The organism is Megamonas sp. Calf98-2 (assembly GCF_900110235.1).
GTDB classification, from domain to species: domain Bacteria; phylum Bacillota; class Negativicutes; order Selenomonadales; family Selenomonadaceae; genus Megamonas; species Megamonas funiformis.
On record NZ_FOCY01000017.1, the window covers coordinates 54,699 to 55,837 of the forward strand.

Consider the following 1,139-nt stretch of genomic DNA (forward strand, 5'->3'; position numbering starts at 1 on the left):
TGATTAACAGTAACAAAAGTTGTTTTTGAATAGGTAAAGCTAAAGTAGTTTTTGATACTGATGAGGAGATTAACAGTAACAAAGGTTGTTTTAAATGAACTTAGCAATAGAAATATATAGATATTTTAAAATAAAAAATGATAATAAATTATTATGAATAAATACATAAGCTATTAATAATTTTTATAGACTGAAAGGATTATTTTTGTTATAATATACAAACTATGACTTTGAAGGTATATATTTGACAAAAATAAAAATATTATTGGTTACTATTTGTATTATGGTGATGTCTACTATGACTGTCAGTGCAAATGCGTTTGATGATTTGAAAGATGACTTAAAAGATGATCAAGCATTGAAATTAGCAGCGGGATATCTAGTTGCTAATGAGGTGCAACGATTAACGAAAATAAGTGTATTAGAATTATTCTTAGCTTCAACAGCAGTTAATTATATGGACGATAAAGATCTAACAAATGCAGTAGTAAAATCTTTAGTATATCAGATAAAATTTTAAATGATGGCATAAACATAAGGATGTTGTTTTTTATAGAATGATATTCTTATGTTTTTTTATTAGATGAAACCTTAGTAATATGTCTTTATAGTATAATTGAAAAAAACTATAGGATATGATGATATGAAGGATAATTTTAAATTGGAGATGACAACAGAATGGTCTTTTCCTAAAAGAGGCAATTGGGCTACACATTCAGGAATGTATCGTGGAAATTGGTTACCATATGTTCCTCGTAATTTAATATTAAAATTTACCAAATGCGAGCGTAAAGCTCCTAAATTTATTTATGGGGATATAAGCTCGCTAAAAAACAATGATTCGATATCATTGTTTTTTATTGTATTATATTTTTAATAGTTATATAATACTTTTATGAAATATAAATCAAACAATAATATAGTATATTCTTGTAAATATCATGTAGTATTTTGTCCTAAATATCGTAGAAAAGTGTTGAACAATGGTGTTGATGAACGATTAAAGGAGTTGATTAATAATATTTGTCAGGAGCTTCACGTCGATTTAATCGAGATGGAAGTAAAGCCAGACCATGTTCATTTGCTTTTAGAAGTTGATCCACAATTTGGTATACATAAAGTTGTTAAACGAATAAAAG

Annotated in this window: 2 protein-coding genes; both read left to right on the forward strand. The window is 26.3% G+C overall.

All coding sequences use genetic code 11. From position 1 onward, the window contains the following. The first annotated feature begins 244 nt into the window (after positions 1-244). Positions 245-520 carry a hypothetical protein gene (locus BMX03_RS06660; protein WP_022228626.1) on the forward strand — a complete coding sequence of 92 codons (276 nt, stop codon included), beginning with the start codon at positions 245-247 and terminating at the stop codon, positions 518-520. A 375-nt stretch (positions 521-895) separates the two neighbouring features. After that, the coding region (gene tnpA / locus BMX03_RS06670; protein ID WP_143052071.1) for an IS200/IS605 family transposase at positions 896-1,139 on the forward strand (244 nt) is incomplete at its 3' end.